Annotated in this window: 23 protein-coding genes; 9 read left to right on the plus strand and 14 right to left on the minus strand. The window is 71.3% G+C overall.

The window, feature by feature from the left end; all coding sequences use genetic code 11:
- Positions 1-162 precede the first annotated feature (162 nt).
- The 3 genes from ACFZBU_RS00005 to ACFZBU_RS00015 all read right to left on the minus strand — a co-directional run bounded on the left by ACFZBU_RS00005 (position 163) and on the right by ACFZBU_RS00015 (position 3,116).
- A complete protein-coding gene (locus ACFZBU_RS00005; protein ID WP_391581145.1) occupies positions 163-438 on the minus strand; it encodes a DUF4235 domain-containing protein in 276 nt (91 codons plus the stop codon).
- A gap of 69 nt (positions 439-507) precedes the next feature.
- Positions 508-1,662, minus strand: coding sequence for an N-acetylglucosamine-6-phosphate deacetylase (gene nagA, locus ACFZBU_RS00010; protein WP_391581146.1), 1,155 nt, complete (start codon positions 1,660-1,662; stop codon positions 508-510).
- Between the two features lie 275 nt (positions 1,663-1,937).
- Entirely contained in the window at positions 1,938-3,116 is a 1,179-nt protein-coding gene (locus ACFZBU_RS00015) for an 8-amino-7-oxononanoate synthase (protein WP_391581147.1), read from the minus strand.
- A gap of 78 nt (positions 3,117-3,194) precedes the next feature.
- Between ACFZBU_RS00015 and ACFZBU_RS00020 the strand changes: the two genes are divergently transcribed.
- Positions 3,195-4,664 carry a sensor histidine kinase gene (locus tag ACFZBU_RS00020; protein ID WP_391581148.1) on the plus strand — a complete coding sequence of 490 codons (1,470 nt, stop codon included), beginning with the start codon at positions 3,195-3,197 and terminating at the stop codon, positions 4,662-4,664.
- A 169-nt stretch (positions 4,665-4,833) separates the two neighbouring features.
- Here ACFZBU_RS00020 and ACFZBU_RS00025 read toward each other — a convergent pair whose 3' ends face one another.
- Positions 4,834-5,088 (minus strand): WhiB family transcriptional regulator, encoded by a 255-nt coding sequence (locus ACFZBU_RS00025; RefSeq protein ID WP_020557388.1) that lies wholly within the window; start codon positions 5,086-5,088, stop codon positions 4,834-4,836.
- 315 nt (positions 5,089-5,403) lie between these two features.
- Positions 5,404-6,333, minus strand: a complete 930-nt coding sequence (locus ACFZBU_RS00030; RefSeq protein ID WP_391581149.1) for a diacylglycerol/lipid kinase family protein — start codon at positions 6,331-6,333, stop codon at positions 5,404-5,406.
- Positions 6,334-6,407: 74 nt separating this feature from the next.
- On the opposite strand from ACFZBU_RS00030, the gene ACFZBU_RS00035 reads away from it, so the two are divergent.
- Positions 6,408-6,851, plus strand: coding sequence for a hypothetical protein (locus ACFZBU_RS00035; RefSeq protein ID WP_391581150.1), 444 nt, complete (start codon positions 6,408-6,410; stop codon positions 6,849-6,851).
- 100 nt (positions 6,852-6,951) lie between these two features.
- On the opposite strand, the gene ACFZBU_RS00040 is transcribed toward ACFZBU_RS00035, so the two are convergent.
- The 3 genes from ACFZBU_RS00040 to ACFZBU_RS00050 all read right to left on the minus strand — a co-directional run bounded on the left by ACFZBU_RS00040 (position 6,952) and on the right by ACFZBU_RS00050 (position 9,211).
- Positions 6,952-7,941 (minus strand): RNA polymerase sigma factor SigF, encoded by a 990-nt coding sequence (locus ACFZBU_RS00040; RefSeq protein ID WP_391581151.1) that lies wholly within the window; start codon positions 7,939-7,941, stop codon positions 6,952-6,954.
- On the minus strand, positions 7,938-8,381 hold the full coding sequence (locus ACFZBU_RS00045; RefSeq protein WP_391581152.1) for an anti-sigma regulatory factor: 444 nt from the start codon (positions 8,379-8,381) through the stop codon (positions 7,938-7,940). The genes ACFZBU_RS00040 and ACFZBU_RS00045 overlap by 4 nt, the downstream gene beginning before the upstream one ends.
- A gap of 263 nt (positions 8,382-8,644) precedes the next feature.
- Positions 8,645-9,211 (minus strand): CGNR zinc finger domain-containing protein, encoded by a 567-nt coding sequence (locus ACFZBU_RS00050; RefSeq protein WP_391581153.1) that lies wholly within the window; start codon positions 9,209-9,211, stop codon positions 8,645-8,647.
- 373 nt (positions 9,212-9,584) lie between these two features.
- Between ACFZBU_RS00050 and ACFZBU_RS00055 the strand changes: the two genes are divergently transcribed.
- The 3 genes from ACFZBU_RS00055 to ACFZBU_RS00065 all read left to right on the plus strand — a co-directional run bounded on the left by ACFZBU_RS00055 (position 9,585) and on the right by ACFZBU_RS00065 (position 13,554).
- Positions 9,585-10,778: an NADP-dependent malic enzyme gene (locus tag ACFZBU_RS00055; protein ID WP_391581154.1), complete on the plus strand. Its 1,194-nt coding sequence runs from the start codon at positions 9,585-9,587 to the stop codon at positions 10,776-10,778.
- A gap of 172 nt (positions 10,779-10,950) precedes the next feature.
- Positions 10,951-11,913, plus strand: a complete 963-nt coding sequence (locus ACFZBU_RS00060) for a zinc-binding dehydrogenase (protein ID WP_391581155.1) — start codon at positions 10,951-10,953, stop codon at positions 11,911-11,913.
- Between the two features lie 51 nt (positions 11,914-11,964).
- Entirely contained in the window at positions 11,965-13,554 is a 1,590-nt protein-coding gene (locus ACFZBU_RS00065) for an ABC transporter substrate-binding protein (RefSeq protein WP_391581156.1), read from the plus strand.
- Between the two features lie 229 nt (positions 13,555-13,783).
- Here ACFZBU_RS00065 and ACFZBU_RS00070 read toward each other — a convergent pair whose 3' ends face one another.
- Positions 13,784-14,611, minus strand: a complete 828-nt coding sequence (locus ACFZBU_RS00070; protein WP_391581157.1) for a PadR family transcriptional regulator — start codon at positions 14,609-14,611, stop codon at positions 13,784-13,786.
- Positions 14,608-15,474, minus strand: a complete 867-nt coding sequence (locus tag ACFZBU_RS00075) for a DUF4097 domain-containing protein (RefSeq protein WP_391581158.1) — start codon at positions 15,472-15,474, stop codon at positions 14,608-14,610. The genes ACFZBU_RS00070 and ACFZBU_RS00075 overlap by 4 nt, the downstream gene beginning before the upstream one ends.
- A 217-nt stretch (positions 15,475-15,691) precedes the next feature.
- On the opposite strand from ACFZBU_RS00075, the gene ACFZBU_RS00080 reads away from it, so the two are divergent.
- Complete coding sequence (locus ACFZBU_RS00080) at positions 15,692-16,576, plus strand: DUF4184 family protein (protein ID WP_391581159.1); 885 nt, start codon at positions 15,692-15,694, stop codon at positions 16,574-16,576.
- Between the two features lie 72 nt (positions 16,577-16,648).
- On the opposite strand, the gene ACFZBU_RS00085 is transcribed toward ACFZBU_RS00080, so the two are convergent.
- From ACFZBU_RS00085 to ACFZBU_RS00100, 4 genes are all read right to left on the minus strand, one after another.
- Positions 16,649-16,831: a DUF6104 family protein gene (locus ACFZBU_RS00085; protein WP_020557400.1), complete on the minus strand. Its 183-nt coding sequence runs from the start codon at positions 16,829-16,831 to the stop codon at positions 16,649-16,651.
- Positions 16,832-16,946: 115 nt separating this feature from the next.
- Entirely contained in the window at positions 16,947-20,780 is a 3,834-nt protein-coding gene (locus ACFZBU_RS00090; protein WP_391581160.1) for a multifunctional oxoglutarate decarboxylase/oxoglutarate dehydrogenase thiamine pyrophosphate-binding subunit/dihydrolipoyllysine-residue succinyltransferase subunit, read from the minus strand.
- 239 nt (positions 20,781-21,019) lie between these two features.
- On the minus strand, positions 21,020-22,129 hold the full coding sequence (locus ACFZBU_RS00095; protein WP_391581161.1) for an ATP-binding protein: 1,110 nt from the start codon (positions 22,127-22,129) through the stop codon (positions 21,020-21,022).
- Positions 22,078-22,788 carry a response regulator transcription factor gene (locus tag ACFZBU_RS00100; protein ID WP_391581162.1) on the minus strand — a complete coding sequence of 237 codons (711 nt, stop codon included), beginning with the start codon at positions 22,786-22,788 and terminating at the stop codon, positions 22,078-22,080. Before ACFZBU_RS00100 ends, ACFZBU_RS00095 begins: the two co-directional genes overlap by 52 nt.
- A gap of 416 nt (positions 22,789-23,204) precedes the next feature.
- On the opposite strand from ACFZBU_RS00100, the gene ACFZBU_RS00105 reads away from it, so the two are divergent.
- The 3 genes from ACFZBU_RS00105 to ACFZBU_RS00115 all read left to right on the plus strand — a co-directional run bounded on the left by ACFZBU_RS00105 (position 23,205) and on the right by ACFZBU_RS00115 (position 26,680).
- Positions 23,205-24,104, plus strand: coding sequence for a phosphatase PAP2 family protein (locus ACFZBU_RS00105; protein ID WP_391581163.1), 900 nt, complete (start codon positions 23,205-23,207; stop codon positions 24,102-24,104).
- A 174-nt stretch (positions 24,105-24,278) separates the two neighbouring features.
- Positions 24,279-25,802: an MFS transporter gene (locus tag ACFZBU_RS00110; protein WP_391581164.1), complete on the plus strand. Its 1,524-nt coding sequence runs from the start codon at positions 24,279-24,281 to the stop codon at positions 25,800-25,802.
- A gap of 77 nt (positions 25,803-25,879) precedes the next feature.
- Positions 25,880-26,680 (plus strand): enoyl-CoA hydratase/isomerase family protein, encoded by an 801-nt coding sequence (locus ACFZBU_RS00115; protein ID WP_391581165.1) that lies wholly within the window; start codon positions 25,880-25,882, stop codon positions 26,678-26,680.
- Positions 26,681-26,699 lie beyond the last annotated feature (19 nt).

Raw genomic sequence — 26,699 nt, forward strand, 5'->3', positions numbered from 1 at the left:
GGTGTGGGGGGGGGGGGGGGGGGGGGGGGGGGGGGGGGGGGGGGGGGGGGGGGGGGGGGGGGGGGGGGGGGGCCGGCGGGGGGGGGGGGGGGGGGGGGGGGGGGGGGGGGGGGGGCGGGGGCCCCGGGGGGGGGGGGGGGGGGCCCCCCCCAACGCCGTGGGTTACGACCTCGGCCAGGATCCCGTGGCGTGTTCGATGCCGAGGGCGCTCGCTCGTTGGACCGCGGTGCGGGTGATGGCGAAGACGGCGCCCTCGATGGCGGCGGCGAGGAGGATTTCCGGCCAGCCCTGGTCGCGTTCCCAGGCGTCGGGTGGGTTGTCCCGGCCGGTGAGGGTCGTCCATGCCCGGTCGACGAGCTTCCCGGCGAGCAGGCCCGCGCCGATGCCGGCGAGGAGGCCGAGCGGGCGATAGGGCAGCGCTTTGGCGGTCTTGTTCATGTCCTGCGGCTGCCCTGGGAGGGACGGTCCACGCCGGTGGGTTGTCGGCGAGGGGTGTCGCGGGAGCGGTCAGATGTCCGCTTCGTACGCCACCACGCCGCCGACCCAGGTCTTGAGGACCCGCCAGTCGTCGCTCCACCAGACCAGGTCGGCGGCGGCGCCCGGGGCGAGGCGGCCCAGGTCGGTGCGGCCGAGGGCGTCGGCGGGGACTCGGGTGGCGCAGGTGAGGACGCGGGCCGGGGGGTTGCCCAGGGCGATCAGGTTGCGGACGGCGAGGTCCAGGGTCAGCGCGGAGCCGGCGATCGTGCCGTCGGGGTTGCGCGGGACGTCGCCCTCGACCAGGGTCACGTCGATGTCGCCGAGGCGGTAGCGGCCCGGCGGCATGCCCGCGGCGGCCATCGCGTCGGTGACCAGCGCGGTGCGCTCGCCGGCCACGCGCAGGACCAGCGAGCAGACCGGGCCCACCACGTGGTGCAGGTCCGCGATCAGGCCGGGGGTCAGCCGCGGGTCGCTCAGTGCCGCGCCGACCACGCCCGGTTCGCGGTGACCCAGGCCGCGTTGTGCGTTGAACAGGTGGGTGACCATGGTCGCGCCCGCGTCCGCGGCGGCGGACATCTCGGCGGCGGTCGCGTCCGTGTGTCCGGCCGAGACTCGGATCCCCGTGGCGACGATGCGTCGAATGGCCTCGAGCGCACCGGGAAGTTCGGGCGCCAGGGTGATCATGGTCAGCGCCTCGCGGACGGTGTCGTCCAGGAGCAGGCGGTCGACCAGTTCGGGGGTGGGCTCGCGCAGGTACTGCGGCGGGTGGGTGCCGACCCGGGCCGGGGACAGGAACGGCCCCTCCAGGTGCACTCCCAGGTCGCGCGAGATCGGCTCCAGGGCGAACTTGGCGCGCAGTTCGGCGGCCCGCACGAGCGCCGCGGTGAGCGTGTCCAGGTCGCCGGTGATGAAGGTCGGGCAGAACGCGGTGACCCCGGTCGACGGGAGCTTCGCGGCGACCTCGCGCCACGCGGTCGAGTCGGCGGCCACGAAGTCGTGTCCGAACGCGCCGTTGAGCTGGATGTCGATCAGACCCGGAGTGAGCACGCCGTGCGGCAGTCGGATGGCGTCGGGGCCGCCGGGGCCCTCGGTCACGCCGGTGATCCGACCCTGCTCCACACCCACCTCGGCGGGGCCGACGAGCGTCCCGTCCACAAGCACGCGAGGTGCCCCAATGCCGGCCACGCGTGCCCTTCCTTCCCTGCGGGACCGCTACGCGGCCGAACGTTCGGCGGCCTCCCGGTGCGGGCCGGGAGGCCGTCGCCCATTTTGGTTCAGACCAATCCTAGTTGTCTAGACCAATGTCGAGGGACATGCCACGTATATGGGCGGTTATCGGGTCATGGGGTGGCGAACCGCTGTACTCATGCAGTGGCAGGCCGGCGGTGCCTCACGAGGTGCCGATCACCGCGCCCGCGAGACGGCGACCGCGTTGCCCCCGATCCGGCGTACCGCGTCGCTCACGACGTGGCCGACCGCAGCGCCGCCACCGCGCGCGACACGTCGGCCGGCGTCAGGTCCGCGCGCGCGGCGAGGCGCAGTCGGGAGATGCCGTCCGGGACGGACGGCGGTCGGAAGCAGCCCACCAGGACGCCGGCCTCGGCGCAGCGCGCCGCGGTGTCGAAGGCGAGTTGCGCCTCGCCGATGAGCACGGAGGCCACCGCGCCCTCGGGCTCGGTCACCCGCAGACCCGCCTCCCGGGCGCCCGTCGAGAGCGCGCGTGCGTTCGCCCGTACCGCGTCGGCCAATCCCGGCTGCGCGCGCAGGATCCGCAGCGCCGCCAGCGCCGCCGCCACGCACGCCGGCGCCAGCCCGGTGTCGAAGATGAACGGCCGTGCCGCGTCGACCAGGTGCTCGATCACCCGGGCGGGCCCGAGCACCGCGCCGCCCTGTGAGCCCAGCGCCTTGGACAGCGTCGCGGTCAGCACCACGTCGTCGGCCCCCGCGAGCCCGGCCGCGTGTACCGCGCCCCGGCCGCCCGGGCCCACCACGCCGAGCCCGTGCGCCTCGTCCACGAGCAGGACGGCGCCATATCGCCGTGTGACGGCCGCAAGCTCGGCGAGGGGTGCGATGTCCCCGTCCACCGAGAAAACCGCGTCCACGACCACCAGGGCGCGTTCCTCGGCCCGTTCCGCCAGTACCCGGGCCACCGCCGGCACGTCCCGGTGCCCGGTGATCGCCACCCGGGCCCGGGAGAGCCGGCACGCGTCCACGATCGACGCGTGGTTGATCGCGTCCGAGACGACCAGGCCGCCCTTGCCGACCAACCCGGCGATCACCCCGAGGTTGGCCAGGTACCCGGAGGAGAACACCAGCGCCGCCTCGGCGCCCATGTGGTCCGCGAGCTCCGCCTCCAACTCGGCGTGCAGCACGGTGGACCCGGTCACCAGCCGCGACCCGGTCGCCCCGCCGCCCCACGTGCGCACCGCCCGCACCGTCGCCTCGACCACCCGTTCGTCGCGGGACAGGCCCAGGTAGTCGTTTCCGGCCAGATCCAATCCGCTCGCCGTCGCCTCGCGCGGCCGCAGCCGGCGGCGCAGACCCGCCTCGACCCGGTCCTTGGCGCGGATGTCCAGCCAGTCGAGCGGGTGACCGCCGCCGCCGAGCGGCTGCCGGGGCGTGGGCGATTCGGTGGACATCGATACCTCACAGGTGCGGCGACGTGGGGTGGCCAGGATCGCAGGCCCGACGGAAAGTACGCTGCGCGTGTGCCCTCCATGAACGATCTCGTCCGCCGCCACGGCGCGCTGCCCACCGCCGACCTGGAGTGGCTGCACCTGCTCGTGTCCGAGTGGCAGCTGCTCGCGGACCTGTCCTTCGCCGACCTGGTGTTGTGGGTGCCCACCAGCGACGGGCAGTACGTCGCGGTCGCGCAGATGCGACCGAACACCGGCGCCACCTCGCATCAGGACGACCTGGTCGGCGACTTCGTCCCGCGCGGGCGGCGGCCGATGCTCGACGCCGCGCTGGACGAGGGCCGGATCGTGCGCGAGGGCGACCCGGAGTGGCGCGACGACGTGCCGGTGCGGGTCGAGGCGATCCCGGTCTCCCGGGAGGGCCGGGTGATCGGCGTCATCGCGCGCAACACCAACCTGCTCACCGCGCGCACGCCCAGCCGGCTGGAACTGACCTACCTCCAGAGCGCCGCGGACCTCGCGCAGATGATCGCCGCAGGGACGTTTCCGCACGCCGGTGAACTGCTCGACATGGACGCGTCCCCGCGCGTGGGCGACGGCCTGATCCGCCTCGACGCGGACGGCATCGTGCAGTACGCCAGCCCGAACGCACTCTCCGCCTACCACCGGCTCGGCCTGACCACCGACCTGGTCGGCTGCCACCTCGGCCGGATCACCGCCGAACTCGCGCCGCACGAGGGCCCGGTGGACGAGGCCATCTCCGCGGTCGCCAGCGGCTGGGCCCCGCGCGAGACCGAGGTGGAGACACCCGCCGCGGTGGTGCAGCTGCGCGCGATCCCGCTCAAGCCGCGCGGGCAGCGGATCGGCGCGATCATGCTCCTGCGCGACGTGACCGAGCTGCGTCGGCGCGAGCGCGAGCTGATCACCAAGGACGCCACCATCCGGGAGATCCACCACCGGGTGAAGAACAACCTGCAGACGGTGGCCGCGCTGCTGCGCCTGCAGGCCCGGCGGATGGACGCGCCGCAGGCCCGGGCCGCGCTGGAGGAGGCGGTGCGCCGGGTCGGCTCGATCGCGATCGTGCACGAGACGTTGTCCCAGACGCTGGACGAGCGGGTGGACTTCGACGAGATCGCCGACCGGGTGTTGTCCATGGTCACCGAGGTCGCCGCGTCCTCGGTGCGGGTTCGCACCGCCCGGCACGGGAACTTCGGCGAACTGATCGCCGAGACCGCGACGCCGCTGGCGATGGTGCTGACCGAGTTGTTGCAGAACGCCCTGGAGCACGCGTTCGAGGATCCCGGCTACACCGACCGCATCGGCACCCTGGAGGTGCACGCGGAACGGCGCGCGGAGCGCCTGCTGATCACCGTCACCGACGACGGGATCGGGTTGCCGGCGGATTTCGATCCGCAGGTCTCCGGCAACCTCGGTCTACAGATCGTCCGCACCCTGGTCGGCAGCGAACTCGCGGGCCGTTTCGACATGGTGCCCAATCCGGCCGGTGGCACGATCGTCACGTTGGACCTGCAAATCCGGCAGCGCCGCTGAGCCCGTCCGCATTCGGCCGGCCGACGAATTCCCCGGCGCCGGGAAACGTCCGTACCACCGAAAGCAGTTGCCCCGCCCTGGTCCGACCGGACCCTGGCGGGGCAACTGCTGGCAATGCTTTGGTGTTTCCGGTGATCAAGTCCCCGGAGTGTTCAGCCTGTCGTACTGATCAGGCGGAGGCGCGTGCGCGGTTGCGGGCGGCGCGGCGCTTGAGAGCGCGACGCTCGTCCTCGCTCAGACCGCCCCACACACCCGCGTCCTGACCGGACTCGAGAGCCCAGCCCAGGCACTGCTCCATCACGGGGCAACGGCGGCAGACCGCCTTCGCCTCCTCGATCTGAAGCAGAGCGGGACCGGTGTTGCCGATCGGGAAGAACAGCTCCGGGTCTTCGTCACGGCAGGCAGCAACGTGGCGCCAGTCCATGCGGTCCAACTCCTCGTGGGTCAGCGGGGGCTTCCGGCCCCGCTGTGGCTTGTGAATGTGAACGCTTTCACGAACCCCCCGACAAGCAAGGGGCCGACGGAGTCGGTCCCCAGGTTTGGCAGTGGATTCGGGCGGTGAAGATGACCTTTCGGCCACGTCCCTGCCGCCTCGTAGAGCCTTACAAACCTCGGCCGCCGATACAACCCCCTTGGGCCAGGATTTTTTAAATCATCGGTGTCGACTAGGTCACACCACTACATCGAAGGGGTGAACCCGGTATTTGCGTTCGAGTGAAAGGCCAAAAGGCCCTTCCACTCACACAATCACACGCAGTGCACGGGGAACCCCCCGGAAGGTCACACTCCGATGTTCTCCCAGATGGTCCCCATCGACCTGAAGAGAAACAGGTTCTTCAGCCCGAAGAGTGAACGCATCGCAGTCGTGCAGGGACACGACGTGACGCCCATGTGGAGCATTACCCGTGGAGCCCAGCATCCGGGCCAGATGGCGCAATGTGGGCAGTGTTGACATCCGAGTGAGCGCGAAGAGGTCCAATCCGGTGTCATATGACGCTTGTGGGCACGGATTCACCGGCCGGTTGCGCAAAAACGTCCACGGCACCGTGTTCTGCACTATCCCCAGGCGGATTCCCTCGATCGGCTCCGCGCCGGGCACCTCCAGCGTCAGCGGCCCGTGCCTGCGCTCGGCCCGCCCGCCGTAGAAGCGGCGCAGCGCCGAGCGTACGTACAGCCCGGGCGTCGCGCGCCGGCCGTCGGCCCGACGCTCCTCCACCCTGCCGACCACCTCCGCGTCGAAGCCGAGGCCGGCGCAGAACAGGAACCAGCGCTCGTCGGCCAGGCCCAGGCCGATCTCCCGGCTGCGACCCGCGCGCAGCGCCTCCAGCAGGAGGCCGGTCGCCTCGACCGGGTCGTTGGGCATGCCGAGCGAGCGCGCGAACACGTTGGTGCTGCCGCCCGGGACCACGGCCATCGCCGGCAGCGACGGCGCCGGGCCGGATGCCAGCAGGCCGTTGGCCACCTCGTTGACCGTGCCGTCGCCGCCCAGGGCGATCACCAGGTCGATGCCGTCGTCCGCGGCCTGTCGGGCCAGTTCGCTCGCATGGCCGCGGTGCTCGGTGCCGATCACGTCGAGCTTGAGGTCGCCGGCGAGCGCGTGGGCCAGGACGTCCCTGGTTCGCTCGCTGGTGGTCGTGGCCTTGGGGTTCACGACGAGAAGGGCGCGCATGTACACCAGCGTATCTACCGGCGGGTAGGGCTCCCGTGGGTCGCCGGGACGCGGGCCCCGGTTACAGTCGTGGGGTGACCGAGAGCCCTTCCGCCCAGGACCAGTCGGGCCCCGCCGGGGCCCTCCCTCTCACCTGGCGCATCTGCACCGCGGTGGTCGGTGTCGAGGCGTTCGCACTCCTCGGATACTCCCTCTACCTGACCTTCCGCAGCGAGTTCGGCCATCCGAGCAACGCCTCCGAGGGGGTCGCGATCGGCATCTACCTGCTGATCCTGGCCGCCGGGATAGTCGCCGCGTTCGTGGGCATGCTCCGCGGCCGGCGCTGGAGCCGATCGCCGGCGATCACCGCCAACCTGATTGTGGTCGGCATGGGGTGGTACCTGATCAAGGCCGATCAGCTGGTGATCGGCATCCTGACCATGATCGTGGGCGTGGGTACCATCGCCGCCCTCGCGACACCCGGCATGTACAACGCGCTCGAAGCGCGCCACCAGGCCCACCAGGCCCACCGGGCCTGAGCCGGCCGCAGCCCGCGGATCCGGCGGCGCCCCGGCACGCATCGGAACGACGGCGGCCCCGGACCGAGATCGGTCCGGGGCCGCCGTCGCGGCCTCGGTGTCACTCCTCGACGAGCAGCCGCTCGCGCAGCTGCGCGAGGGTGCGCGCGAGCAGTCGCGAGACGTGCATCTGCGAGATGCCGACCTCCTGCGCGATCTGGGACTGCGTCATGTTGCCGAAGAAGCGCAACAGCAGGATCTTCTTCTCCCGCGGCGGCAGCTGCTCCAGGAGCGGCTTGAGCGATTCGCGGTATTCGACGCCTTCGAGGGCGTCGTCCTCGGCGCCCAGTGTGTCGGCGACGGCCGGGGAGTCGTCGTCGGTGTCCGGTACGTCCAGCGAGAGTGTGCTGTAGGCGTTGGCCGATTCGAGCCCTTCGAGCACTTCCTCCTCGGAGATCCCCAATTGCACGGCGAGCTCGGCCACGGTGGGGGAGCGGCCGTTGCGCTGGGAGAGCTCGGCGGTGGCCGAGGTCAGCGCGAGGCGCAGCTCCTGGAGCCGGCGCGGCACCCGTACCGCCCAGCCCTTGTCCCGGAAGTGCCGCTTGATCTCGCCGACGATGGTCGGCGTCGCGTAGGTCGAGAACTCGACCCCACGATCCGAGTCGAACCGGTCCACCGACTTGATCAGGCCGATGGTGGCGACCTGGATCAGGTCGTCCAACGGCTCGCCGCGGTTGCGGAACCGGCGGGCGAGGTGCTCGACCAGCGGCAGATGCATCTCCACCAGCCGATCGCGCACCGCGGCCCGCGCGGGCGGATCCGATTCGAGCACCGCGAGCTGCGCGAACAGGCCGCGCGCGATCTCCCGGTCGTGGGCGTGGCGTTCGGAACCGGCGCGTCGCCGGTTCGGCACCGCCGGCCCCGTGGGCCCGGCGGATCCGGCAGGTTGTGCCGGTCCGTCCGGTCCGGCCGCCTCGATGCCACCGTCCATCGTCATGCTCGCGTCGCTCACCATGCCCTCACCCTCCCCTCGGCCGCGCCCGGCGGCCTCGTCGGGTGAGGCCGCGCTCGGCTGCGGTTCGTTGGCCGCGCCTTCAACACCACTGCTCACGTCTGCTCCGGCCCGCCACCGCGCTTCTTGTGCAGGCTGATGCTGACCACCTTGTCCTCGCTCACCGTCGCGTCCACCTCGCCGGCCAGAGCCGACAGGACGGTCCAGGCGAACGTGTCGCGCGCGGGTGTTCGGCCGTCCGTGGTCGGCGCGGACACGGTCACGTGCAACGCGTCGCCCACCAGGTTGAACACGCAGGAGAGGACTCCGCCGGCCACCGCCTGGTCGAGCAGCATCGCGCACGCCTCGTCGACCGCGATGCGCAGGTCTTCGATCTCGTCCAGGGTGAAGTCGAGGCGGGCCGCGAGGCCCGCCGTCGCGGTGCGCAGGACGGAGAGATAGGCACCTTCGGCAGGCAGTCGGACCTCGACGAAGTCACGCTGTCCGGTGCCGGCTTCGTCCGCCGTGTATGCGGATCGCTGGGACACCCTCACCTCCAAGGTGCTGCTGTGGGTGGCCGCCGCCGGGCGGTCACCACCGATGTCGGGGGGAACCCCAGCGACGCTACCGCGCCGGCCGACAACTGTCGTCACCGATGCGGGAACGGGTGCGGGAACGAACGAGGCGGCTGCCTACTCGAACGGTACGTCACGATATGTGATTTGACGAGTACGTAGTGTACCCGACTTTGGTAATTTCGCACTTCGAGATCACGCCGTCGATGTACATGTGCCACAGTCCGCCGCTCGCCAACCCGCAAATGTCAGGTATGTCGCTCCGGCTGCGGGTCGCGGGCCCGGCGTCGGGCCCGATACAGCGCCACATTGGTGCGCGAGGTGCACCGATCCGAGCAGTGCCGGCGGGAGCGATTTGTGGACAGGTCCAGGAAGACGTTCCGGCACGGCGGCGCCTGGCACACGCCCAGCCGGTCGATGCCGTGTGCGGTCAGCTGGACGGCCAGGCCCATGCCGGCTATCGCCGCGAAGCCCTCCGCCGCGCCCACCGCGTCGCCCGCCAGATGCAGATGCCACGGGCTCGCGTCGTGGCCGGTCAGCCGCGGGTGCACGGGGAATTCGGCGAGCAGGCCGTTGAGGGTGGCGACGGCGTCCCCCTCGCGGCCCGCCGCGGCGTCCGTGAAGACCGCCCGCAGGCGGGTGCGCACCGAGCGCAGCCGGGTCACGTCGGCATCCGTCACCCGGGGCGGGATGCGCCGAACGGGTGCGATCAGCGCCAGCACGTCCTCGGGTGAGCGCAACTGGTCCTCGCCGCGCGCCGGTTGCTCGGTGTTGACCAGGTGGACCGCGTGCTCGGCGTAGGAGGAGAGATCCAACGACTGCCCTTCGGTCGCGCGTGCCGGCCCGACCTCGGGCGGGATGCTTTCCGGATGCCTTCGCGCCCGTTTCTGCACGGGTCCGAGGCGCCGGATGTGGCGGCGGTTACTGTCAGCCTACTGCGCGTGGCGCTAGCGTCTGGGCCAGTTGCGAGAAGGGGTCTGACGCGCCATCACAAAAAGGTGGTAATCGGTTCATCGCCCCGGCGAACCCCCATTCGGGGGGTGTGCCAAAATCGGCGTCACGGGTGACCCCCGTAACCTCAGCCGGATCATGTGCGCTGCACGAAGCGCCGATGTCGCTGAGGCATGCAGCCTGCGATCGCGCTTCGAGAGCTGCACTTCTACTGACAATGTCGACAAAGGGGTCACTGTGGCAGCGGAGATCATCCCGACGGACAGCACGGCGACGGACGAACTCGATCCGGTCTTCGCCCTGCACCGGGGCGGGAAAATGGAAGTTCGCTCGACCGTCCCGGTGCGCAATCGGGACGACCTGTCCCTCGCCTACACGCCCGGCGTGGCCCGGGTGTGCACGGCCATCGCCGAGAACCCGGAACTCGTCCACGACTACACGTGGGTGTCCAACACGGTCGCGGTGATCACCGACGGGACCGCCGTGCTCGGCCTGGGCGACATCGGGCCCGCCGCGTCCCTGCCGGTGATGGAGGGCAAGGCGATCCTGTTCAAGGAGTTCGCCGGCATCGACGCCGTGCCGCTCGCGCTCTCCTGCACCGACGTGGACGAGCTGGTGGACACCATCGCCCGGCTCGCGCCCTCCTTCGGCGGCATCAACCTGGAGGACATCAGCGCCCCGCGCTGCTTCGAGGTGGAGCGCCGGCTCCAGGAGCGGCTGGACATCCCGGTCTTCCACGACGACCAGCACGGCACCGCGATCGTCGCGCTGGCCGCGCTGCGCAACGCGGCGACGGTGACCGGTCGTCGGCTCGCCGACCTGCGCGCGGTCATCTCCGGCGCGGGCGCGGCCGGCATCGCGATCGCCAAGATCCTGATCGAGGCGGGCATCGGCGACCTGTGCGTCGTGGACAGCCGGGGCATCGTGCACGAGGGTCGGGACGACCTCACGCCGATCAAGCGGATGATCGCCGAGCTGACCAACCGGGCCAAGCTCAAGGGCGGCATCGAAGAGGCCATGAAGGGCGCCGACGTCTTCCTCGGGGTGTCCGCGGGCAAGGTGCCCGAGGAGGTCGTGGCGACCATGGCGCCCGAGGCGATCATCTTCGCGATGGCCAACCCGAACCCGGAGATCGACCCGGATCTCGCGCACAAGTACGCGGCCGTGGTGGCCACCGGGCGCAGCGACTATCCGAACCAGATCAACAACGTGCTCGCCTTCCCGGGCGTGTTCGCCGGTGCCCTGTCGGTGCGCGCCAAGCGCATCACCGAGGGGATGAAGGTGGCTGCCGCCGAGGCGCTGGCCGCGGTCGTCGCCGACGAACTCTCGCCGGACAAGGTGATCCCCTCGCCGTTCGACGAGCGGGTGGCGCCGGCGGTGACCAAGGCCGTGGCCGAGGCCGCGCGCCGGGACGGCGTCGCACGCATCTGAGCCGCGGCCCGTGGATCGGCGATCATCCGACGGCTCCTCGCCGACCGTTCGACGATCGATGCGTATCCACGGCGACCCGTGGACGTGTGCGGCGCGCCCGTTCGGGCGCGCCGCACACGTCGTCACCGGCGCCCTGCCCGGCCGCGTTCGGCACGGCGCTAGGGTTCCTTCCATGTTTGCCGTCACCGCCGTGAGCATCGATGCCCAGGACCCGCTGACCGGCCTCCGCCTGGGGGAACGCCCCGAGCCCGGGCACGACGGCGGCCTGCCGCCGGGCTGGACGACCGTGACCGTCAAGGCCGCGTCGCTCAACCACCACGACCTGTGGACCCTCAAGGGCGTGGGCATCACCCAGGAACGCCTGCCGATGATCCTGGGCTGCGATGCGGCTGGGATCGACGAGGACGGCAACGAGGTCGTCGTGCACTCGGTGATCGGCGGCCTGGGCACCGACGAGCCCCGGTCGATCCTGACCGAACGCTACGACGGCACGTTCGCCGAGAAGGTCGCGGTACCGCGCTGGAACCTGCTGCCCAAGCCCGCCGAGCTGTCCTTCGAGCAGGCCTGCTGCCTGCCCACCGCCTGGCTGACCGCCTACCGGATGTTGTTCACCAACTCCGGCGTGCGCCCGGGCGGCACGGTGCTGGTGCAGGGCGCCGGCGGCGGGGTGGCCACCGCGCTGGTGGTGCTCGGCAAGGCGGCCGGATACCGGATGTGGGTGACCAGTCGGGACGAGGCCAAGGGCGCCCGCGCGATCGAACTCGGCGCCGACGCGGTCTTCGCCTCCGGCGCGCGACTGCCCGAGCGGGTGGACGCGGTGATGGAGACCGTCGGCGCCGCGACCTGGTCGCACTCGGTCAAGAGCCTCAAGCCCGGCGGCACCGTGGTGATCTCCGGCGCCACCTCGGGCGACCGTCCCAAGGCTGCCGAACTGACCCGGATCTTCTTCCAGGAACTGCGTGTGGTCGGCTCCACGATGGGCGACAAGGACGAGCTCGCCGGTCTCCTGCGGCTGTGCGCGAACGGCGGGGTGCGGCCGGTGATCGACACCGTGCTGCCGCTGACCGAGGCGCGCGAGGGCTTCCGCCGGTTGGCCGAGGGCGACCTGTTCGGCAAGATCGTCCTCACCGCCTGATCGCCACACGTCGGTCCGGCATCGCCCGGGTCGTCTCGGAAGGACCGCCGGATGCCGTTGTCCCGTCGCCGCGTACTCGCCCTCGGGGCCGGTACGGGCGTGGTCGTGGCCTCCGCCGGCCTGCTCACCGCGTGCTCCGGCAACGGACTGCGCACCGGCGGCACGCTCGCCGTGGGGCTGCCGCGCCTGCCGGACGTGCTCAACCCCGTGCACTCCACGGCCGAGCCGGTGCGGTGGATCGCGGATCCCGTGGTCGAGGCGCTGTACACCTACCGGGACGACACCACGATCGGGCCGGTGCTGGCCGGGGCCGATCCGCAGATCGCGCCGGACGGGCTGAGCTGGACGATCCGGCTGCGCGCGGGAGTGCGCTTCCACGGTGGGGACCCGTTCACCGCGGAGCACGTGGTGGACTGCCTGCGCCGGGTCGGCGATCCGGCGACGGCCGGCGACTGGGCGCCGTGGCTGGCGGGTCGGCTCGGCACGATCGAGGCGCCGGACGCGCAGACGGTACGGATCGGGCTGCCCAGGCCGTTCGGCGCGTTGCGGGCCGTCCTGGCCTGCCTGCCGATCCCGCATCGGGCGACGCTGGGTGATCCGCGGGCCCTGGTCGGGACCGGGCCGTTCCGGCTCGCGAGGGCGGACGGGGGAACGGTCGTGCTGCGGCGCGATCCGGACCATCGGGGCAAGGCCGTGCCGCTGGAGGGCATCGAGTTCCGTGCCGTCGCGGACGGGCCGGCCGAGCTGAAGGCGCACCGGGTGGCGGTGTACCCGCGGCCCACGCCCGACCAGGTGCGCCGGTTGCGCAAGGGCGACGACACGTACGTGCAGACCGCGAGCGGGCCCGCGGACCTGGTGGTGCTGCCGAACCTGCGCCGGCCGCCGTTCGACAACGTCGCGGTGCGGCGGGCGCTGGCGTACGGGATGGACCGGACCCGGGTATCGCAGGACGTGTACCGGGGCGACGCGGTGATCGGGCAGGGGCCGCTGGGGCCGGGCAACGAGGGGTGGGACCCGGAGTACACCCCGTACGGTCGGGGGGTTTCGCCGACCACGTCCCCCAAGCCGAGCCCGAGTGCGACCGCGGGGCCGACGGTGGAGCCGGAGCGGGTGACCGCGATGTTCGGCGAGGCGCCGGTGCCTGCCGGTGTGCGGTTCACGCTGCTTGCGGTGGCCGGGGACGCCGGGGAAGTGCGGGATGTGGCACGGGTGTTGGCCGAGGGGTGGAATCGGGTCGGGTTCACCGTCACGGTCGAGAACGTGGACCCGGCGACATGGGCGGCGCGGCGCCGGACCGGGGACTTCGACGTGGCGCTCGTCGATCTGCGCGGGTCGGCGTATGCGGTCGGGCGGACCGGGCTCGCGGTGTTGTCTCCGGCGGTGTCGACGAGCGCGGACAACACGGGATACGCGAATCCGGAGCTGGATCGGCTGGTCGAGCAGGTTCGGGGGACGGCGGATACGGCTCGGCGGGCGACGCTCACGCGGGTGGCGGGGGAGATTGTCGCTCGCGATGCGGTGGTGTTGCCGCCGGTGTATCCGAAGTCGGCGGTGGGGCGGAGTGGGCGGGTCGAGTCGGTGTCGACGCGGCAGCTTGGGCTTGGGCGCCTGGGGTTGGCGGAGCTGCACCTTCGGGGTTAGCGGGTTTGGCCTCATGCGCTTGGCCGGGCTGGTTTGCCTGGCCTCATGCGCTCGGCCGGGCTGGTTCGCCTCGAGCGCCGGCGGGGCTGATTTGGCCTCATGCGCCGGCCGGGCTACTTGGCCTCGAGCGCCGGCCGGGCTGGTTCGCCTCATGCGCCGGTGGGGCTTGGCCTCGAGCGCCGACCGGGCTGGGTGGTTTCACTGGGCGGCCGGCGCTCGAGGGGGTGGGTCAGCTCGGGGGGTCTTCGGTGAAGACCTCTCGGAGGTCGTTCAGGGCTGTGACGATGATGTGGCGGGCTCGGTCGAATTGGTCGGGGGTGATGCCGGCTCGGCGGGCCAGGGGGGCTACCTCGGTGCGGACCGTGTCGAGGATGGCGTCCAGGTCGAAGGAGTCGCCGGCGCGGCCGGTTCGGTCGGTTTCCTTGGCCCAGGCGTCGGTTGCCCGGTCGCGGGCCGTGGGGGGCTCGGGGTCGGCGCCGCCGAACCGGCGCCGCAGCTCGCGCTCCAGGTCGTGCAGACCGGGCTTGCCGGCCAGGTCGACCAGGTTGTGCGCCAGGCCCTCGGCGAGGTCGGCCATCTTCTGCGAGAAGATCGGCTCCCAACCCTCGCCCGCCGGCCGCCGCTTGCCCTCGGGCTCCGGGCGCTCCCCGGTCGAGGCGCGCGGCGCCTTGCGCACCTCGCGGGCGGCACGGCCCAGTTCCTCCCGCAGGTTCTGCGCCGAGCTGCGCACCTCGTCCCGGATCTCCCGGGCCCGCTCGTAGACCGATTCCCGGATCTGCGCCTCCAACTGGGCCAATTCCTCCTGCCGCGCCGCCAGTTCGGCCCGCCCGGCGGCGGTGATCCGGTAGACCTTCCGGCCGCCCTCGACGTCGTGCTCGACCAGACCCTCCTGTTCGAGCTTGGTCAGGCGCGGGTAGACCGTGCCCGCCGAGGGGGCGTACAGGCCCAGGAAGCGGTCCTGGAGCAGCCGGATGACCTCGTAGCCGTGTCGGGGGCTCTCGTCGAGCAGCTTGAGCAGGTACAGCCGCAGGCGGCCGTGACCGAAGACCGGGGTCATGCGATCACCTTTCCCTCCGGGGCGCGACGCAGCAGCGTCACGTCGCCCGCGATCGAGTTGATCCGAAGCCGCCCCGAGCCCTCGCCCAGCTTGCCGCTCACGTGGCTGGTGCCGAATTTGGCGCTCGTGGTCAGCTCGTCGAACACCGAGTCGACCGAGCCGGTCGCGCTGCGCACGTCCACGTGCATGTCGCCCTCGTGCGGCAGCCGTACCGTCAGATCGCCGGACACGGTGCTCAGTTGCACGTGGCTGCGGCCGACCGCGTCCAGGTCCAGGGTCATCGGGCCGGACACCGAGTTGGCCCGGACCCGGCCGCCGGTGCCTTCGATCACGGTGAGCGAGCCGGCCACGGTGACCACGCCGAGGTCGCCGGCCATCGACTCGGCGTCCACCGAGCCGTAGACGGTGTTCGCATCGACCGTGCCGGTCAGACCGACCAGGGTCACGTCGCCGCCGATGCTGCGCACGGCGGTGTCACCGTGCATGCCGGAGACGGTCGCGTGTGCGGACACCACGACGATCTCCACCGTGCAGTCCCACGGCACGGCCAGCGAGACCTCGGCGTGCCGCCGGCCGAGCGCGCGGCCGTCCGCCATGAAGGTCTTGAAGTCGGCCCGGCGTCGGGCGTTCTGGAACCAGCTCTTCAGGTGCTTGCCGGTCAGGTCCGGATAGGAGACGACCAGTTCGCCGCTCACCTCGTCGTGGGTCACCTGGAGCGGCGGCCCCTCGACGGCGTGCACCTCCAGGCGCGGCGGCCCGTCCGTGCCCACCACGTCGACCAGTCCGCCGATCGTGCGCACGCGGAGCACGCGCACGGAGTCGAGTGTGAGGTCTCGTGGTGCGTCGATCGTCCATTGGGACATGGACCCTCCCCTTCGGGTCGGAGTGTCGAACGCGATATATCGCGAAGCTCTGTCATTCACGATATATCGCGTCTGCCGAACGTCAAGGGAACCATCGGGTCTGGTTTCGACGTTTCTCGAAGCCGAGGGACTTCGCTCATCCGCGCGTCGTGCCCGTGACGCGCGTGCGCGCGAGCGGGCACGCGGGCCGACGGCACCACCACCGGGGGCACCACGCATGCCATTCACGCTCAGCCACATCGTGGCGGTGCTGCCGCTACAGGGCGCCACCCGTACCGGCACCACGGCCGGGGACGGGGCGGGCCGGCACGGCCCGTTGATCGCGTCCGCGCTGGCCTTCGGCGCGATGGCGCCGGACGTGATCCTGTTCGTGCGCCTGGACTTCCTGCCGACGCGCGCCGACCGGCAGGCCACCCACGAACTCTGGCCGGGTGTCCTGGGCCTGAACGTCGCGCTCACCGTGCTGCTCGTGCTGGCCTTCCACCTGCTCGCGAGACCGTTGCTGGTGCTGCTCCCGGACCGGATCCGCGGCGCGCTGGAGGAGCCACTGCGACCACGCCTGCCGGGCCGGCTGTACGCGGCCGCGCGGGCCGGCCGGCCGTTCCTGCGGGAGAGCGTCTCGGTCTGCGTCTGGTTCGTGGTCTCGGCCGTCCTGGGCGGCCTCACGCACATCGGCTGGGACGCCTGGACGCACCACGACGACCCGGGCGTCGCCCACGTACTGCCCGAGCTGCGCCGGGAGTTCTTCGGCCTGCGGCCGGGCTATGTGCTGCTCCAACACGTCAGCACCGTGGTCGGGCTGACCGTGGGCGCGGTGTGGACGTGGCGCTGGACAGGCCGGCTGCCGGTGCGGCCGATCACCGGCCTGCGGATGCCCGTCGCGGGGCGCTGGGCGGTGCTGGGCGCGCTGGTGCTGGTCGGCGCGCTCGGCGCGGCCCGGGCGCTGCTTCCGTTCCCGGACGGGCGAGTGCCGGCCTTCGAGGTGCTCGGCTTCGACGCGGCGACCGGATTCGGCCGCGGCCTGGCGGTCGGGCTGGTGCTGTACGGCCTCTGCTGGGCTCTGTGGCACACCCGCACACTGCGACGCTCCGGCGACGCCTGAACCGCGCCCGGCCCCGCCGCACGGGCCCGGGAGAGCCGCGCGGGCCGGGGGTCGGCCCGCGCCCGGGATCGGCTATTCGTCGTCCTCGTCGTCGTCCAGCCGGGCGAGCCAGGTCGCGAGCCGTTCGACCGGGGTCTCGAACTCGGGGTTCAGGTCCACGAACGTGCGCAGCTGTTCGGCGAGCCAGGCCAGGGACACCTCCTCCTCGCCGCGTCGCTTCTCCAGCTCCTCGATGCCACGGTCCGTGAAATACATGCTCTCCGACTCCGGTGTGTGTGAGGGTGCGCGGCACCCGGGTGCACGCGACTCCGCCCCGGCGCGCATCGTACGCGGGCCGGGGCGGAGTCGGTGGTTCGGCGAAAGCCGTGGATCAGCTCATCGCTTCCTCGACCAGACCCTGCTGCTCGGCCTCGTGCCGCTTGGCCGAACCGACCGCGGGCGACGAGGACGACGGACGGGCGATCCGGCGCGGGGCCGGCAGGCCGTACTCGACCAGGTTGAGCGCGATGAACGGCCACGCGCCCTGGTTGGTCGGCTCCTCCTGGGCCCAGACCAGCTCCAGGTCCTTGCCGTAGCGGTCCAGACCGTACCGCTCCAGCTCGGCCTTGAGCTCGGCCACGGGCAGCGGGTAGAGCCGCTCCACGCGCACCAGGGCGACGTCGTCGCGGCCCGACTTGGCCCGCCCGGCGGCCAGGTCGTAGTGGAACTTGCCGGAGGACATGACCACCCGCTTGACCTTGCTCGGGTCCACCGTGGTGTCCCCGATCACCGGCCGGAACTGCCCGCTGGTGAACTCCTCGATCTTCGACGCGGCGGCCTTCAGGCGCAGCATCGACTTCGGGGTGAACACCACCAGCGGCTTGTGGTGCGGGTTGAGCGCCTGCCAGCGCAACAGGTGGAAGTAGTTGCTGGGCAGGGTCGGCGCGGCCACCGTCATGTTGTTCTGCGCGCACATCTGCAGGTAACGCTCGATGCGTGCGGACGAGTGGTCCGGGCCCTGGCCCTCGTAGCCGTGCGGAAGCAGCAGGACCACACCGGAGTGCTGGTGCCACTTCTGCTCGGCGGAGGAGATGAACTCGTCCATGATCGACTGCGCGCCGTTGGCGAAGTCGCCGAACTGCGCCTCCCACAACACCAGCGACTGCGGCCGGGCCAGCGAGTAGCCGTACTCGAAGCCCATCGCGGCGAACTCGCTGAGCAGCGAGTCGTACACGGTGAACTTGGCCTGGTCGTCGGACAGGTGCGCGAGCGGGGTGTACTCGGCGCCGGACGTGCGGTCCACCAGGACCGAGTGCCGCTGGCCGAAGGTGCCGCGTCGGCTGTCCTGACCGGCGAGCCGCACCGGGCGACCCTCCATCAGGAGCGAGCCGAACGCGAGCGTCTCGCCCATCGCCCAGTCGATCGTGCCGTCCTCGACCATCGCCGCACGGCGCTGCAACTGCGGCTGCAGGCGCGGGTGCACGGCGAAGTCCTCGGGCAGCGAGACCTGCGACTCGACGATCCGCTTGACCGTCTCGTGCGCGATGCCGGTCGGGTCGATCCGCGGGAACGCGATGTCCGCCGCGGGTGCGGCCGGGGTCGCCTGCGGGGCCTGCGGGGCGGTGGCCTGTCGGACCTCGGAGAAGACCTTCTCCAGCTGGTCCTGGTAGTCCTTGAGCGCCTGCTCGGCCTCTTCGACGGTGATGTCGCCACGACCGATCAGGGCCTCGGTGTAGAGCTTGCGCACCGAGCGCTTCTTGTCGATCAGGTCGTACATCAGCGGCTGCGTGAAGGACGGGTTGTCGGCCTCGTTGTGACCCCGGCGCCGGTAGCAGATGAGGTCGATCACCACGTCCTTGTGGAACGTCTGCCGGTATTCGAACGCGAGCTGCGCGATCCGCACGCACTGCTCGGGGTCGTCGCCGTTGACGTGGAAGATCGGCGCCTCGATCATCCGCGCGACGTCGGTCGCGTAGATGGACGAGCGGGACGCGGCCGGGGAGGCGGTGAAGCCCACCTGGTTGTTGATCACCACATGGATCGTGCCGCCGGTGCGGTAGCCGCGCAGCTGCGACATGTTGAGCGTCTCGGCGACCACGCCCTGGCCCGCGAACGCGGCGTCGCCGTGCAGCAGCAGGGGCAGCACCGGGAAGTCGGCGCCCTCCATGTCGATGATGTCCTGCTTGGCGCGCACGACGCCTTCCAGGACCGGGTCGACCGCTTCCAGGTGCGAGGGGTTCGCCACCAGGGAGACCTTGACCTGCGCGCCGTCCTCGGAGGAGAACGTGCCCTCGGCGCCGAGGTGGTACTTCACGTCGCCCGAGCCGTGCATCGACTTGGGGTCGATGTTGCCCTCGAACTCGCGGAAGACCTGCGCGTAGGACTTGCCGACGATGTTGGTCAGCACGTTCAGCCGGCCGCGGTGCGCCATGCCGATCGCGACCTCGTCGAGACCGTCCTCGGCCGCGGCCGAGATGATCGCGTCGAGCAGCGGGATGGTGGTCTCGCCGCCTTCCAGCGAGAAGCGCTTCTGGCCGACGTACTTGGTGGCCAGGAAGGTCTCGAACGCCTCGGCCGCGTTCAGCCGGCGCAGGATGCGCAGCTGGTCCTCGCGGTCCGGCTTGGCGTGCGGCACCTCGACCCGCTCCTGGATCCAGCGGCGCTGGTCCGGGTCCTGGATGTGCATGTACTCGATGCCGACGGTGCGGCAGTAGGTGTCCCGCAGCACGCCGAGCACGTCGCGCAGGGTCATCAGCGCCTGGCCGGCGAAGCCGCCGACGGCGAACTCGCGCTCGAGGTCCCACAGCGTCAGCCCGTGCTCGACCACGTCGAGGTCCGGGTGCCGGCGCTGCTTGTACTCCAGCGGGTCGGTGTCGGCCATCAGGTGACCGCGGACCCGGTAGGAGTGGATGAGCTCCTGCACACGTGCCGTCTTGTTGACGTCGTCCTCGTGTGTCGCGGAGATGTCCTGCACCCAGCGCACGGGCTCGTACGGGATGCGCAGCGAACGGAAGATCTCCTCGAAGAAGCAGTCTTCACCGAGCAGCAGCTGGTTCATCCGGCGCAGGAACTCGCCCGACTGGGCGCCCTGGATGATGCGGTGGTCGTACGTGCTGGTCAGCGTGAGCGTCTTGCTGACCGCGAGACGGGACAGGGTGTCCGCGGACGCCCCCGCGAACTCCGCCGGGTAGTCCATCGCACCCACGCCGACGATCGTGCCCTGACCGGGCATCAGGCGCGGCACCGAGTGCACGGTGCCGATGCCGCCCGGGTTGGTCAGCGAGATCGTCACTCCGGCGAAGTCGTCCACCGTGAGCTTGTTCGAGCGGGCTCGCCGGACGATGTCCTCGTAGGCCTGCCAGAAGGCGAAGAAGTCCATCTCGTCGGCCTTCTTGATGGCCGCCACCACGAGCTGGCGGTCACCGTTGGCCTTCGTCAGGTCGATCGCGAGGCCGAGGTTGACGTTCGCGGGCTTGACCAGGAACGGCTTGCCCTCGCGCTCCTCGTAGGAGTGGTTCATCGACGGCATCGACTTGGCCGCCTGGACGAGCGCGTAGCCGATGAGGTGGGTGAACGAGACCTTGCCACCGCGAGCGCGCTTGAGGTGGTTGTTGATCACGATCCGGTTGTCGATCAGCAGCTTGGCCGGAACGGCCCGCACGCTGGTCGCGGTGGGAATCGCGAGCGACGAATCCATGTTGATCGCGACACGTGCCGCCGGGCCCTTGAGCTGGACGGCCTCGGGGGATGCGGCGGGCTGCTTCTTCGCGGGCGCGGCGGGTGCCTTGGCGGCGGGTGCCTGTGCGGGCGTCGCAGGTGTGGCGGCCTTGGCAGGCGCGGCTTGGACCGGAGCCGGAGTGTCGGCCGGGAGCGGAGTCGGCGAAGGGGCCGCGTCCTGTACGCCGGTCGTCATTATCGGGTGGCTCGGGGCCGGGGCCGGAGTCGTCGTCCCCACTGCGCTCGACGGCATTGCCGTCGTCACGGGGGGTTGCGCCGGGCTCGGCGCGGGGATGCTTCCAGAGTTGTTCGTGGTACTGCTCACTGGTGTGGGGCCGCTCGGGCTTGCCACGGTGGCTGGGCCGGCGGACGTCGACGGCGTCGACGGCTCGCTGGGCTTGTAATCGGCGAAGAAGTCCCACCAAGCACGATCCACCGAGTTGGGATCTTGCAAATATTGCTGGTAAATCTCGTCGACGAGCCACTCGTTGGGGCCGAAGCTGGCCATCGGGTTGCTAGGGGACTGTGACGACACGGCGGCAACCGCCCTCTTCCGCTTCCTGGGGTGGTGGACAGCGGGAAACAAGGCTACGCCCTTTGACCAGTGTCGCGCAGGCCCCTCGGCCTCCGCGTCGCGTAGATCACAAACGGTTGACCGTTTAGTCGCGTTTGTTGCTTCCCGCCGTATTGGTGGTCACGGAACGTCATGTCGGGATCGTCCCGTGCAGTAAGTGACCGATCACCCGGTTACGTCGGGTCACCGGGTAGGAGCACTCGGATACGGCACCCATGGCTCGATTCGGCTACGGAAATATCACCCCCATGCAGATCCACGGCCCAGCGGGCGATCGCGAGGCCCAGTCCGGTTCCCCCGTCGGTGGACGAACTTCCGCCGCCACGGGTGAACCGCTCGAAGACCCGACCGCGCTCGCCGTACGGGATCCCGGGCCCTTCGTCCTGAACTTCCAGGCGCAGACTGCCCGGGCCCTCGTCGCGTCGTGCGTGCAGACTCACGGTGCCACCGAAGGGGCTGTGTCGGCAGGCATTGGCCACCAGATTGGTAACAACCTGATGCAGCCGTTCGGGGTCGGCCAGTGCGGTGAGATCGGCCGGCTGCACGTCGACCCGGAACCTGACGTCGCTGCTCAGCGCTCCGTTCTCCGCGGTGAGCGCGGTCAGGAACGGGCGCACCGCGAACTCGCGCGCCTGGAGCGGCACGGCCCCCGAATCCAACCGGGAAAGGTCGAGAAGTTGTGACACGAGTCGACCCAGTCGCGCGGTCTGATTGAGCGCCAGCTCCAGCGTGTCGGGATCGGGTTCCTGCACGCCGTCCACGAGATTCTCGAGCACCGCGTGCAGTGCGGAGATGGGCGTGCGCAGTTCGTGCGAGACGTTGGCGACCAGTTCGCGGCGATGTCGGTCCACCGCCTCCAGGTCGGCGGCCATCCGGTTGAACGCGCCGGCGAGGCGGCCCACCTCGTCGCGCGAGGTGGCGCGTACCCGGCGCGAGTAGTCGCCGCGGGCCATCGCCTGCGCGGCGGCGGTCATCTCGCGCAGCGGCGAGGTCATCCCGTGTGCGAGCACCAGGGTGACCGCCAGGCACGCCAGCGAGGTGAACACGAGCATGTACCGGAACCGGACCTCGGCCCGCAGCCCCAGGATGATCAGCAGCGTCGAGACGAACACGGACGCGATCACGAGCACGCCGAGCTTGGCCTTGATCGAGCGCAGCCGATCGAGCGGCCGCAGGTTGCCGCGGCTCAGCCGCAGGCGCCGCAGCCGCGCGGGGCGGGGGTCGGCGAGGTTCAGGATGGCGCCTCCAACGCGTAGCCCACGCCGTGCACGGTCCGGATCCACTCGGCGCCGAGTTTGCGGCGCAGTGCCTTGACGTGGCTGTCCACGGTACGAGTGCCGGAGGCGTCGACCCAGTCCCACACCTCGGCGAGCAAGTGCTCGCGCGAGAGCACGGCGCGCGGGCGGGACGCCAGGCACACCAGCAGGTCGAACTCGGTCGGGGTCAGGTGCACCTCGTCCACCCCGAGCCGGACCCGGCGCTGGGTACGGTCGATCCGCAACCGGCCCAGGTTCAGCGCGGCTTCGGGGGAGACGGCCCGGGCGGCCGCCTCGGCCCGCTCCATCCGGCGCAACAGCACGTGCACCCGGGCGACCAACTCGCGCATCGAGAACGGCTTGGTCATGTAGTCGTCGGCGCCCACGGCCAGACCGACCAGCAGATCGGTCTCGTCGTCGCGCGCGGTCAGCATGATCACCGGCAGGCCCGGGTGCATCGCCTGAAGCCGCCGGCACACCTCCAGGCCGTCCAGGCCGGGCAGCATCACGTCGAGGACGACCAGGTCGGGTCGGGTGGTCGTGGCCGCGGTCAGCGCCGCGGGGCCGTCGGACGCGATGAGCGCGCCGAAGCCCTCCGCCCGCAGCCGGGCCGCCACCGCGTCGGCGATCATGGGCTCGTCCTCGACCACGAGTACGAGCCGCTTTTCCCCCGTCGGGTCGGTCATACCCGCAGCCTACGTATCGTCGGCGGGCCTTGTGGGGGACTTGCCGAGCTTGCCCGGAGCGCAGGTGGCGGTCGGGGGGTTCGGGGGCGGCCGAGGGCTTGGGGCGGGGTGGCCGGCAGGTTCGGGGGAGGCGGCGGCTGCGGGTGTGCGGGGCGGGTGACCACGACGTCCGGGGGAGCGATATGGGACTCGGGTACCCCATGCGAGCCGGCCCCGATTGGTACCTCAGGGGGAGGATCGGTCTAACCTGATCCGTCTACCCTGGCTGAAGCGTTGCCGCCGTACACCGCACTCCGTGATCCGGGATGCGCGATCGGGGAGTGGTCCACGACCCGGGTGGCGACCGATCCGACGGCATCGGTCGACGGTACGACCGATACCGACGGCACGACCGATTCAACCGACAGCATGGGGGCGTGGTGCGGCGCAACGTCACGGAGGGTCCCTCCCACGAGGTCGATCGGCGCGACCAGGCGTCGCCGACCACGCAGGCGGCTTCGGTGACGAAGGCCGGCGAGCCGGCCGGGCGGCCGACGGCCGAGTCGGATCCGGCGGCGGTCAAGGCCCGCCGGATGCGCACCTTCAAGGACGCGGCACGCGAGCTGGTCCTGGTCGCGCTGCTGTTCGGGGTGTACAAGCTCGGGCGTGGTCTGGCCTCGGGCGAGACCTCCACCGCGTTCTCCAACGCCAAGCAACTGCTGACCATGCAGAAAGACCTGCGGCTGCCGGACGAGGCGGCGATCCAGGACTGGTTCATGCAGTCGCACGCGGCCGTGACCTTCTGCAACAAGTACTACGCCTATGTGCACTTCCCGGCCACCGTCGGGTTCCTGCTGTGGTTGTGGATCCGCCACCGCGACCACTACAAGTGGGTCCGCAACATCCTGGCGATGATGACCGGCGCCGCGTTGATCATCCACATCCTGGTTCCGCTGGCACCGCCGCGGAAGATGCCGGGCTTCACCGACACGGGCATGGACGCGGGCGACTCGCCGTACTCCGGTGCGGGCGCCAAGATCGCGAACCAGTTCGCCGCGATGCCGTCGTTGCACGTGGGCTGGGCGGTGGTGGTCGCACTCGGGATCGCCTCGGTGTGGCACGCGGCCGGCACGGGTCGGCGGGTGGCGAGTTGGGCGGTCTGGCTGCATCCGGCGATAACCCTGATGGTGGTCGTGGTGACCGCGAACCACTACTGGATGGACGCCGTGGTGGCGGTGCTGCTGATGATCTTCGCGCTGGCGGTACTGCCCGGACCCGACCGGAATCTGCAACGGGGGTTGATCCGGCCGATCCCGGCGCCGCGGATAGCCCGCTAGGCCCAGGCGGCTGCCACGAACGGGCGGATGGCCGGGCAGGGTCTGCCGGATCGGGGGCGAGGGAGCGAAATGGCGGCCCGGGTCGATTCGTCCTGTGGTGGGTGATCGAACCTCGGTGTGCGTCCGAACGATCAGGATCGAATTTCAGGCGCTCCGGCCGGGCATGATGCACGAATGCCCGTCTCCTTCCCCTCCGGGGGCATTCGCGCCAAGACCCCGGCCGGCCGGTGGGTGCTGCTGGCCACCGTGCTCGGCTCCGGCATGGCCATGCTCGACTCGACCGTCGTCAACGTGGCGCTGCCCAGTATCGGGCGCTCCTTCGACACGTCGCTCGCGGCATTGCAGTGGACCGTCAACGCTTACACCCTCACGCTGGCCGGACTGATCCTGCTCGGTGGCGCGCTCGGGGACCGGTACGGGCGGCGCCGGGTGTTCGTGATCGGCGTGGCCTGGTTCGCGGTGGCCTCGCTGCTGTGCGGGATCGCCCCCAACGTGCAGACGCTGATCGCCGCCCGGGCGCTCCAGGGCATCGGCGGCGCGCTGCTCACCCCCGGCTCGCTGGCGATCATCCAGGCCACGTTCCACGCCGACGACCGAGCCCGCGCGGTGGGCACGTGGTCCGGCCTGGGCGGCGTGGCGAGTGCGATCGGCCCGTTCCTGGGCGGTTGGCTCGTGGACGCGGTCAGTTGGCGCTGGGTCTTCCTGATCAACCTGCCGCTCGCGGCGGTGACCATCGTGGTCGCGCTGCGCACCGTTCCGGAGACGTTCGACCCGCAGCCCCGGGGCCGCTTCGACGTGAGCGGCGCGGCGCTGGCCGCGCTGGCGCTCGCGGGCGTGACCTGGGGCCTGGTGGAGGCGCAGACCAGCCCCGTGCCGGCCGTGATCGCGGGCGCGGCCGGAGTTGCGGCGGGCGTGGCGTTCGTATTCGTGGAGAAGCGCTCGCGCGAACCGATGTTGCCGCTGGACATCTTCCGGGTCCGGCTGTTCACCTCGGTCAACATCGTGACGCTGTTCGTCTACGGCGCACTGGGTGCGTTCATGCTGCTGCTGGTGCTCGAACTGCAGACGGTGGCGGGCTACTCGGCGCAGCAGGCCGGCCTGGCACTGCTTCCGATCACCATGGTCATGCTGTTGCTTTCGGCCAGGTCGGGCGACCTGGCCCGGCGGATCGGCCCGCGCCTGCAACTGACCGCGGGCCCCCTGGTGTGCGCGGGCGGGCTGCTGACGCTGCTGGGGATCGGCTCCGACGCCTCCCCTTCCTCCTATGCGACCGACGTGCTGCCCGGTGTACTGATCTTCGGGCTGGGCCTGGCCGTCCTGGTCGCTCCGCTGACGGCGACCGTGCTGGCCTCGGTGGACGTCGGCCGGGCCGGCATCGCCAGCGGCGTGAACAACGCGGCGGCCCGCGCGGCGGGCCTGCTCACCGTCGCCGGACTCCCGGCACTGGTCGGCCTGTCGGGCGACGGCTACCGGGACCCGGGCGTGGTCGACACGGGCTTCGACCGCGCGCTGTGGATCTGCGCGGGGCTGCTGGTCACGGGCTCCGCGGTGGCCTGGTTCAGCATCTCGGCCAAGGCCCTCACACCCGCCGAGACGGGGGTCGAGTGCGCCAAGCCGTGCGTACGGATGGGCTGCGATGTGGCGGGGCCGCCGCTGGATCCGGGGGACGAGGGGGCGGGGGTGGGAGCGGGGAGGTAGGGGTGCGGGGACGGACGGGGGCGGGGTGGCACGTAGCGTGGCCCGGGACGTGGGTCGGTGAGCGAGAGGGCGGCGGGATGGATACCGGGGTCGACGGTCTTGTGGTCGAGGTCGAGGGTGGGGTCGCGACGCTGCGCATCGATCGACCGCAGGCTCGTGGGGCGCTGACCGCCGCGATGTGGGGGGCCTTGCCGGGGATCCTGGCGGCGCTGGAAGCCGATCGCGCCGTGAGCGTGTTGGTGCTGACCGGTAGTGGCGGCGTGTTCTCGGCGGGCGCGGACATCCGCGAGTTGCGGGGGCACTACGCGACGGCCGAGGCGGCGGACGCCTATCACGCGCTGAACTCGGCTGCGGAGCGGGCGTTGGCGACGTTCGGCAAGCCGACGATCGCGTATGTGCAGGGGCCGTGCGTGGGCGGCGGGTGTCAGCTGGCGGCGGCGTGCGATCTGCGCTTCGCGGACACGACGGCGCGGTTCGGAGTGACGCCGGCCAAGCTCGGGATCGTCTACGACGCGGGATCCACCGCACGGCTGGCCGCGCTGGTGGGTGTGTCGACGGCCAAGTACCTGCTGTTCTCGGCCGAACTGATCGACGCGGCACACGCGTTGCGGGTGGGCCTGGTGGACGACGTGTTCGATCCGACCGAGGCCGACGCGCGGGTCTACGCCTTCGCCGACACGATCGCGTCCCGCTCGCAGTTGACCATCCGGGCCGCGAAGGACCTGCTGATCACGGATCCCTCGATCACCCCCGAACCCGCCCGCCTCGCAACGTGGCGTGCCGAATGGGAGACCGAATCCCGCACCTCGGCCGACGTCCGAGAGGGCCTGGCCGCCTTCACGGAACGGCGCGCCCCCCGCTTCGCTTGGCACCGCTGAGATGTTCGTGGCCGCATGG

Origin of the sequence: Embleya sp. NPDC008237 (assembly GCF_042956465.1) — a bacterium.
Taxonomy (GTDB): Bacteria; Actinomycetota; Actinomycetes; order Streptomycetales; family Streptomycetaceae; genus Embleya.

Bases quoted from the DNA above. Each gene is read 5' to 3' on its own strand.
- ACFZBU_RS00005 (WP_391581145.1), bottom strand. From the start codon at position 438: ATGAACAAGACCGCCAAAGCGCTGCCCTATCGCCCGCTCGGCCTCCTC.
- ACFZBU_RS00015 (WP_391581147.1), bottom strand. From the start codon at position 3,116: ATGTCCACCGAATCGCCCACGCCCCGGCAGCCGCTCGGCGGCGGCGGT.
- ACFZBU_RS00020 (WP_391581148.1), top strand. From the start codon at position 3,195: ATGAACGATCTCGTCCGCCGCCACGGCGCGCTGCCCACCGCCGACCTG.
- ACFZBU_RS00025 (WP_020557388.1), bottom strand. From the start codon at position 5,088: ATGGACTGGCGCCACGTTGCTGCCTGCCGTGACGAAGACCCGGAGCTG.
- ACFZBU_RS00030 (WP_391581149.1), bottom strand. From the start codon at position 6,333: ATGCGCGCCCTTCTCGTCGTGAACCCCAAGGCCACGACCACCAGCGAG.
- ACFZBU_RS00060 (WP_391581155.1), top strand. From the start codon at position 10,951: ATGTTTGCCGTCACCGCCGTGAGCATCGATGCCCAGGACCCGCTGACC.
- ACFZBU_RS00065 (WP_391581156.1), top strand. From the start codon at position 11,965: ATGCCGTTGTCCCGTCGCCGCGTACTCGCCCTCGGGGCCGGTACGGGC.
- ACFZBU_RS00070 (WP_391581157.1), bottom strand. From the start codon at position 14,611: ATGACCCCGGTCTTCGGTCACGGCCGCCTGCGGCTGTACCTGCTCAAG.
- ACFZBU_RS00075 (WP_391581158.1), bottom strand. From the start codon at position 15,474: ATGTCCCAATGGACGATCGACGCACCACGAGACCTCACACTCGACTCC.
- ACFZBU_RS00080 (WP_391581159.1), top strand. From the start codon at position 15,692: ATGCCATTCACGCTCAGCCACATCGTGGCGGTGCTGCCGCTACAGGGC.
- ACFZBU_RS00085 (WP_020557400.1), bottom strand. From the start codon at position 16,831: ATGTATTTCACGGACCGTGGCATCGAGGAGCTGGAGAAGCGACGCGGC.
- ACFZBU_RS00090 (WP_391581160.1), bottom strand. From the start codon at position 20,780: ATGGCCAGCTTCGGCCCCAACGAGTGGCTCGTCGACGAGATTTACCAG.
- ACFZBU_RS00100 (WP_391581162.1), bottom strand. From the start codon at position 22,788: ATGACCGACCCGACGGGGGAAAAGCGGCTCGTACTCGTGGTCGAGGAC.
- ACFZBU_RS00110 (WP_391581164.1), top strand. From the start codon at position 24,279: ATGCCCGTCTCCTTCCCCTCCGGGGGCATTCGCGCCAAGACCCCGGCC.
- ACFZBU_RS00115 (WP_391581165.1), top strand. From the start codon at position 25,880: ATGGATACCGGGGTCGACGGTCTTGTGGTCGAGGTCGAGGGTGGGGTC.